6 protein-coding genes and 1 pseudogene are annotated in these 6,960 nt (G+C 64.3%); 1 reads left to right on the forward strand and 6 read right to left on the reverse strand.

Translation table 11 applies throughout. The annotated features are described in order from the left end of the window. Positions 1-382, forward strand: a pseudogene (locus ACLP25_RS31370) (trans-aconitate 2-methyltransferase); the annotation flags it as partial. Between the two features lie 121 nt (positions 383-503). Here the strand turns inward: ACLP25_RS31370 and ACLP25_RS31375 are convergent. The 6 genes from ACLP25_RS31375 to ACLP25_RS31400 all read right to left on the reverse strand — a co-directional run. Next, positions 504-1,637: an ABC transporter ATP-binding protein gene (locus ACLP25_RS31375; RefSeq protein ID WP_442472996.1), complete on the reverse strand. Its 1,134-nt coding sequence runs from the start codon at positions 1,635-1,637 to the stop codon at positions 504-506. 9 nt (positions 1,638-1,646) lie between these two features. Then, complete coding sequence (locus ACLP25_RS31380) at positions 1,647-2,729, reverse strand: ABC transporter ATP-binding protein (protein WP_442472997.1); 1,083 nt, start codon at positions 2,727-2,729, stop codon at positions 1,647-1,649. Positions 2,730-2,740: 11 nt separating this feature from the next. Beyond that, complete coding sequence (locus ACLP25_RS31385) at positions 2,741-3,586, reverse strand: carbohydrate ABC transporter permease (RefSeq protein ID WP_442472998.1); 846 nt, start codon at positions 3,584-3,586, stop codon at positions 2,741-2,743. Positions 3,587-3,601: 15 nt separating this feature from the next. Continuing rightward, positions 3,602-4,477 (reverse strand): carbohydrate ABC transporter permease, encoded by an 876-nt coding sequence (locus ACLP25_RS31390; protein WP_442473001.1) that lies wholly within the window; start codon positions 4,475-4,477, stop codon positions 3,602-3,604. A 116-nt stretch (positions 4,478-4,593) separates the two neighbouring features. Beyond that, positions 4,594-6,036, reverse strand: a complete 1,443-nt coding sequence (locus ACLP25_RS31395) for an ABC transporter substrate-binding protein (protein WP_442472999.1) — start codon at positions 6,034-6,036, stop codon at positions 4,594-4,596. Positions 6,037-6,192: 156 nt separating this feature from the next. Next, positions 6,193-6,960 (reverse strand): zinc-binding dehydrogenase (locus tag ACLP25_RS31400; RefSeq protein WP_442473000.1); only part of this gene is annotated, 768 nt, incomplete at its 5' end.

Below are 6,960 nucleotides of genomic sequence, written 5' to 3' on the forward strand. Positions count from 1 at the left end.
CGCAGATGCCGTCGAATCCTCGCGCGCGCTCATGCGCATGGTCGCCGCCGAGGGCCCGTGGTCGTCGCGGCTCGTGCCGGTGGCCAAAACGCAGCCGCTGATCGCCGCCCTCGACGACTACTACGAATGGCTGCAGCCGATCTCGTCCGCGATAGAGCTGTGGATGACCACTTATGTCTACATGTTCGACAGTGCGGCGGGGGTTGCGGACTTTTTCGCCGGCTCCGCCCTGCAGCCGTTCCTCGAGCGGCTGAGCGACGACGAGCGCTGCGCCTTCCTCAGCCGCTATCGCGACGGCCTGCGGGAAGCCTATCCGGCGCAGTCCGACGGAAAGGTGCTGCTGCCCTACCCGCGCCTGTTCCTAGTCGCGGTCCGTCGGTGAACGCTAGGCTCTCGCTTTTAGAACGTGGCGCGGTCTACGCTCTTGCGCTCGGGCGGCGCGGAAAGCAGCAGCCAGCCGGCGGAACCCGCCGCCAGCGGCCTTGAGGCAGCCGGTTCTCGCTTCAGACAACGAGCGAAACCGCAGGTTCCGCATCCTGGAGAATGGCGGCGCCGCTGTCGACGTCGAAGATGCGCACCGCCTCGCCCGGGATGACGACAGGAAGCTGCGAGCCTGGACGCGCCTGCAGATCGCGCCCGGCGACCGCGATCACAGAGCAGCCGCGCACCTGGAAGCCGACCTGGCAGTGGTCGCCAAGCCAATGGTTCGAGCTCACCTCGCCGACCAAGGTTGCGCCGGTGACCTCTCCGCCCGACGCCAGGCGGATCCTGTGCGGCCGGACGCCGACCATGATGCGCTTCCCGTCGCCGAGCCTGCTGGCGGCCTCCGAGCCCAACGGCACGTGAAAGGCCACTTCCTGCCGCTCATTGAGCACCGCGATCTTGCCGTCCTTCGCCACGGCGGGGAACAGGTTCATCGGCGGCTCGCCAATGAACGACGCCACGAACAGATTCGCCGGCCGTTCCTGCAGATCGTGGGGGGTGGCGAACTGCTGCAGGACGCCCTTCTCCATCACCGCGATGCGGTCAGCGAGCGCAATCGCCTCGGTCTGATCGTGCGTCACGACCACGGTCGTCATCTTGTGCGCGATGAGGTAGTCCTTGATGCGCGCGCGCAACAGCGCCCGCAACTGCGGTTCGAGCTGCGACATCGGCTCGTCCAGAAGGTAGACGGCGGCGTTGCGGATCAGCGCGCGCGCCAGGCTCACCCTTTGCTGCGAGCCGCCTGAAATGGACGGCGGGAACCGCTCGAGCAGATCCGTGATCTCGAGCATCGCGGCGATCGACTTCACCCGCTTTTCGATCTCGGCGCTCGGCGCCCGATCCCTGAGTAGGCCGAAGGCGATGTTCTCCCGCACCCGCAAGGGCGGATAAAGGGCGTACGTCTCGAACGCCATGGCGATATTGCGCTGCGACGGCGTGACGTTGTTCACTACGCGGTCGCCGACACGGATCTCGCCGTCTGTCACCGACTCGAGGCCGGCCACCATGCGCAGCGTCGTCGTCTTGCCGCAGCCGGAGGAGCCGAGCAGGGCGATGATCTCGCCGTCGTCGATATGCATCGTCACGGCGTCGACGGCGCGCTCGCCGGCCCCATCGTAGACCTTCGAGACGTTGTTGAGTTTGAGCGTCGCCATGGAATTCTCTCAGATCCTCACGCCATCGCCGTGGTCGAAGAAATGCGCGCGCGCCAGATCCATCGTGGCCCAGGCCTTGTGCCGGCCCCGCAGATGGTCGAGCGCGCTGCCCTGCGGACAGCTCGCGAACAGCTCCGTGCCCTCGTCGCCGCGCAGCAGCATCACCAGGCGGTTGTTCACCGGCGTGATCGCCTCGAGCGTCACCGGGAGCCCTTCCGTCGGCTCCAGCGACACCCAAATGTCCTCCGAGCGGATACCGAACGTGCAGTCGCGTCCGGCGACCGCGGCGCTGTCCGCCGGCAAACGCACCGTGCCGCCGGCCACGTTCATCTCGACGCCGCCGGCGGCGGTGACGGGTTGAACCGGCACGAGGTTGATCGGCGGATCGCCGAACAGCCGGGCTATGCGGGTCGTGCCTGGCGCGTCGTAGACTTCGTGCGGGTGCGCGACCTGGCGAAAAGCGCCGTCCACCAGCACGGCGACGCGGTCGCCGAGAGCCATCGCCTCCTTGTAGTCCTGTGTCACGTAAATGACGGTCGCTTCGTAGCGGCGCAGGACGCGCGGCAGCTCGAAGCGCATTTCGTAGCGGATCTTGGCGTCGACGTTTCGCAGCGGGTCGTCGAGCAGCACCACGCTTGGCCGCCCCACGAGGCTGCGCGCCAGCGCGGTGCGCTGCTTCTGGCCCTGCGACAGCGCCTTCGGCAGGTGATCGAGCACGTGGTCGATCCGGAGCATGCGGGCCGTGTCGTGTACGCGCGTCCCGACCTCCGCCTCGGGGACGTGACGCGACCGCAGCGGGCTTGCGATGTTCTCGTAAGCGGTCATATGCGGGTAGAGGGCGTAGTTCTGGAACGCCATCCCGATGTCACGGTTCTCAGGGTTCAAATCGACAACCGACCGGCCGTCGATGACAATGTCGCCGGCGTCCGGCTGCATCATGCCGGCGATCAGTCGCAACAGCACGGTCTTTCCGCAACCCGAGGGGCCGAAGATGACCAAAAACTCGCCCTTCTCGATCGCCACCGACAGGTCGCGGATGACCTCATGCTGCTTGAAGGACTTGCTGAGGCCGGTAATCTCGAGGAAAGCCATCGCTCGCTCCTTCAGCCCTTGATCGCGCCGAGGCTAAGACCCTCAACGAGGTAACGCTGGGTGAACATCGCCAGCACCAGCGTCGGCACGATGGAAAACACCAGCGCCGCGGCGATCTGGCCGTACTCGATGCCGGAGGCGGTGACGAAGGCGAGCGCCCCAACGGTCACCGGCTGAACCGACGACGATCCGAGGATCAGGGCGAAGATGAAGTTGTTCCAGGCGAAAATGAAGCTGAGCAGGGCCGCCGCAGCGATGCCCGGACGGGCCAGCGGGATGGAGATCCGGAAGAAGGTGCTCAGCCAACTATGGCCGTCGAGCCGGTAGGCCAATTCGATGTCCTCGCTGACGTCCTCGAAGTAGCCGCGGACGATCCAAAGAACGAGCGGCAGCGTGATGAGCTGGTAGACCCAAATGAGGCCGATGTAGGTGTCGTAGAGCCCAATGCTCTGGAAATAGAGCAGAAGCGGCAGCAGCACCAACAGCGGCGGGGCGAAGCGGAAGCACAGGAGGGTAAACGCCATGACCTCGCCGAGGCGGAACTTGTAGCGCGCGAACGCGTAGGCCGCGGGGACGCCGAGTATCAACGACAGGATCACCGAGAATGCGCTCAGCACGGTGCTGTTGAAGAGGTTGAGCATATAGTCGATCTTCTGAGTGCCAACGGTCGTGACGAGCTGCCCCGAGACCAGCGCCACGTAATTATGAAACGTCGGCGAGAAGAACGGGCTCGGCGGGTTGCGCAGGATGTCGGCGTTCGTCATGAACGACATCAGGACGACCCAGAACAGCGGGAACAGGAAGAACAGACCGATCAGCGTCAGCGCGACGGCGCGCAGGACGGACTTGCCATTCATCGAAGCATCCTCCCGTCAGGCCCGTCCGCGGGCCCGCTCGCGCAGCCGCAGCCAGTTCTTCACGAAGACGTTGCTCAGCGCGTAGGTGATGGCCCAGAGAATCACGAGGATCGCCGAGGCCCGGCCGATGTTGGTGAAGATGAACGCCTGCGTGTAGGCCTGGATCTGGAAGACCATGAGCGTGTCGCCCGGGCCGCCCTGCGTCATGGCGTAGATGATGTCGAACTGCTGGATGGAGTCGAGCATCCGAAACAGCCCGGCCGTCAGAATGTAGGGAAACAGCATCGGCAGCATGATGCGGAAGAACACGAAGGTCGCCGGGACGCCGTCGAGTTCGGCCGCCTCGAACGGCTGGCGGGGGAGGCCGCGCAGTCCGGCGAGCAGCAAAATGGTGATGAACGGCGTGTACACCCACATGTCGACCAGAACGACGGTGAACATGGCGGTCTGCGGAGCGGACGCCCACTTGAAGTCGTGAAAGCCGAGCAGCGAGACAAAGTAGCTGAGGATGCCGAAGTTGGCGTTGGTCATCAGCTTCCACATCAGGCTGGCGATCGCAGGCGCCACCATCAGGGGGAGGATCAACGCGACGCTGAGCAGGTTCGTCACCAGCGTGCGGCGCCACAGCAGCATGGCGATGCCGAGCCCGAGCAACAGCTCCAGACCCACCGTGAGTATGGTGTAGGTCATGGAAACCAGAATGGTGTGCCAGAACCCCGCGTCGCTGAGCAGGGAGACGTAGTTGCCGAACCAGATGAACTTCCGCGTGGTCGGGAAGGCGAGATTGTAGCGTTGCAGCGAATAATAGACGGCGTTTATGAATGGAATCAGGATGCCGACGCAGGCGAGCAGGGCGGGCATGCTCAAGAGGTACGGCAGCACGCCGGCCATGCGCGCGCCGTGTCGTCGCGGGACCGGGCGGGCGTTCACGCCAGCTACACCGGAAGTACTCATGACGAAAGAATCCGTGAAGGAAGCGGGGGCGGCGCGCGCCCCCGCTTGTTCGATTACTGGACGATGCCGGCGTCGGTCAGCTGCTTCATGACGTTTTCGGCGAGCTGATCAAGGCCCTCGTCGACCCCTACTTCCTTGGCGTACATCTTCTGCAGGCTGGCGGCCCAATCGGTCGTCAGATTGAAGAACAACGGCTGCGGGGTGAAGTAGATCTTCGAGCCCGGCGCCGAGGCCTTATACTGCTCGAGGTAGCCGGCGAACTTGTCGTTCAGGCGGGTCTGGAAGCCCTTGTCATCCCACACCGACTGCCGCACCGGGTCGACCAAGTCCGCCTTCGTGGCCGCGAACAGGCACTGTTGCGTCGCCGCCGCCCATTGCAGAAACAGCCAGGCGGCCGACTTGTTGTTCGAGGCCGCGTTGATCGCCAGCGACCAGATCCAGACGTTCGGCGTCGGCTCTTTCTTGTCCGGGTTGGCGGCGAAGCCCTCGAAGCCGATGTTGCCCTTCTCCTTCGTGTCGCCGCTCTGCTGGAAGAAGCCGAGAATGTCGGCGTCGAAAATCATCGCCGAGGTCCCTGCGCCGAGGTCGCTGCCCACCTCGTACCAAGTGTAATTCGTCCAGTTCTTCGGACCGGCCTTCTGGATCATGTCGACCCAGAGCTTGGTGAAAGCCTTGCATTGCGGGCTGTTCACCGCCGACTTGAGCTTGCCGTTCTCCACCGTGAAGTCGGCGCCGCCATAGCTGGTCAGCCCGGAGAGGTAACCTGGGTGGATCGTCGCCCAGCTGCGGCTGCCACGCACGCCTACGCCATAGATCCCCTTGACGTCCGTCTGCACCTTCACCGCCTTCTCGATCAGGTCGGGCAGGTTCTTCGGCGGCTCGATCTTGGCTTGGTCGAACATGCGCTTGTTGTAGGCGATCGAGTTCAGCTCGAAGCCCCAGGGCAGCGCCCATTGCTTGGCGTTCGGACCGCCGAGCGGTTCGCCGGGCACGCCCGACCAGGCGTCAGAGTGGAGCAGACCCGGGAGGATGTCGCCGACGTTCCAGTCCGGCGAGGTGGCGGCGGGATCTTTGATGAACTCGTTCAGGTCGACCAGCCAACCGGCGGGGCCGTACTGCCAGGTCTGGTAGGCGCCCGTCATGAACGCGTCATAGCCGGTGGACTTGCTCGACAGCGCGGTCGTCACCTTGTCGAAGTAGACGTCTTCCGGGAAAATGTCCCAGGTGACCGCGAGCCCGGTAAGCGCCTTGAAATTCTCGATCTGCATCAGCAGCGAGTTGGTGTACGGATGCTTGTTGAGCAGCAGCTTGATCGCCTTGCCCTTCTCCTTCTGCCAGTCGAAGTTGGCCGCCATGGCCCGGGTCTGCGCGCCGCCCAGCATCGTTCCGATCGCCGCGGCGCCGAGGCCAAGCTTGCCCGCGCGCGTCATCAGTTCGCGGCGGCTTATCCGTCCCGCGATGTAGTCGCTGAACAGGCCGGTCTTTTTGTCCGTCATTTGAAAACTCCCTCGCTCTCTCCCTCGTGCAACCGCTCGGCAAAGGCAAACAGCGACCCTTCCCCTCCTCGGCGTCGGGGCGATGGACTCGCCAATGCAAGCGGATTTGCTGGCCGCCCAGCCCGCGCTGATGCGAGGGCGGGCGGCGCTTATAACCTACGGTATGAGGATGATTTTGATCGAACCCTCTCCCTTGTGCATCATGTCGATGCCCTTCTGGAAGTCGGACAACGGCAAGCGGTGCGTGACCACGCCATCGGTGGGCAGACGCCCGTCGGTGATCGCCGCAATGGTGAACGGATAGCAGTAGGGGCCGAGATGGGAGCCGTAGAGGTCGAGCTCCTTGCGGTCGCTGATGATGCTCCAGTCGACGGTGACGTCGTCGCCGAACACGCTGAACTCGACGAAGCGCCCGCGCTTGCGGATCATCTTCAGGCCCTGCACGACGCTCGAAGGATGGCCCGTCGCTTCGATGTAGACGTCACACCCGTATCCGCCGGTCATCTCCTTGACGATTTTGACCACGTCGTCCTTGAGCGGATTGAACACCAGGTCGGCGCCGTAACGCTTGGCGATCTCGAGCCTTTCGGGCTTGGCGTCGAGCACAACCAGTTTCGACGGGTTCTTGAGCCGCGCTGCGCCGACCATGCCCAGACCCAGCGGCCCTGCGCCGGCGAGAACGACGAAGTCGTCGAGTTCGATGAGCCCGCGGTTCACGGCATGGACCGAACAGGCGTAGGGCTCGATCAGCGCCGCCTTTTCGAGCGGCAAATTGTTCGGAACCTTGTGGGTGCGCGAGGTCGCCGGGAAACGCATGTACTTCGCCATCGCGCCGTTCACGTTGTTCTGGAAGCCGTAGACGTCGTGGCGCTCGCACATCCAGTACTGGCCGCTCTTGCAGAAGCGGCAGTCGTCGCACGGCAC

This window comes from Roseiarcus sp., from assembly GCF_052145395.1.
GTDB lineage: Bacteria > Pseudomonadota > Alphaproteobacteria > Rhizobiales > Beijerinckiaceae > Roseiarcus.

Excerpts from the sequence above, each read along its gene's own strand:
- ACLP25_RS31375 (WP_442472996.1), bottom strand. The coding sequence starts at position 1,637 with ATGGCGACGCTCAAACTCAACAACGTCTCGAAGGTCTACGATGGGGCC.
- ACLP25_RS31385 (WP_442472998.1), bottom strand. The coding sequence starts at position 3,586 with ATGAATGGCAAGTCCGTCCTGCGCGCCGTCGCGCTGACGCTGATCGGT.
- ACLP25_RS31390 (WP_442473001.1), bottom strand. The coding sequence starts at position 4,477 with ATGGCCGGCGTGCTGCCGTACCTCTTGAGCATGCCCGCCCTGCTCGCC.
- ACLP25_RS31380 (WP_442472997.1), bottom strand. The coding sequence starts at position 2,729 with ATGGCTTTCCTCGAGATTACCGGCCTCAGCAAGTCCTTCAAGCAGCAT.
- ACLP25_RS31395 (WP_442472999.1), bottom strand. The coding sequence starts at position 6,036 with ATGACGGACAAAAAGACCGGCCTGTTCAGCGACTACATCGCGGGACGG.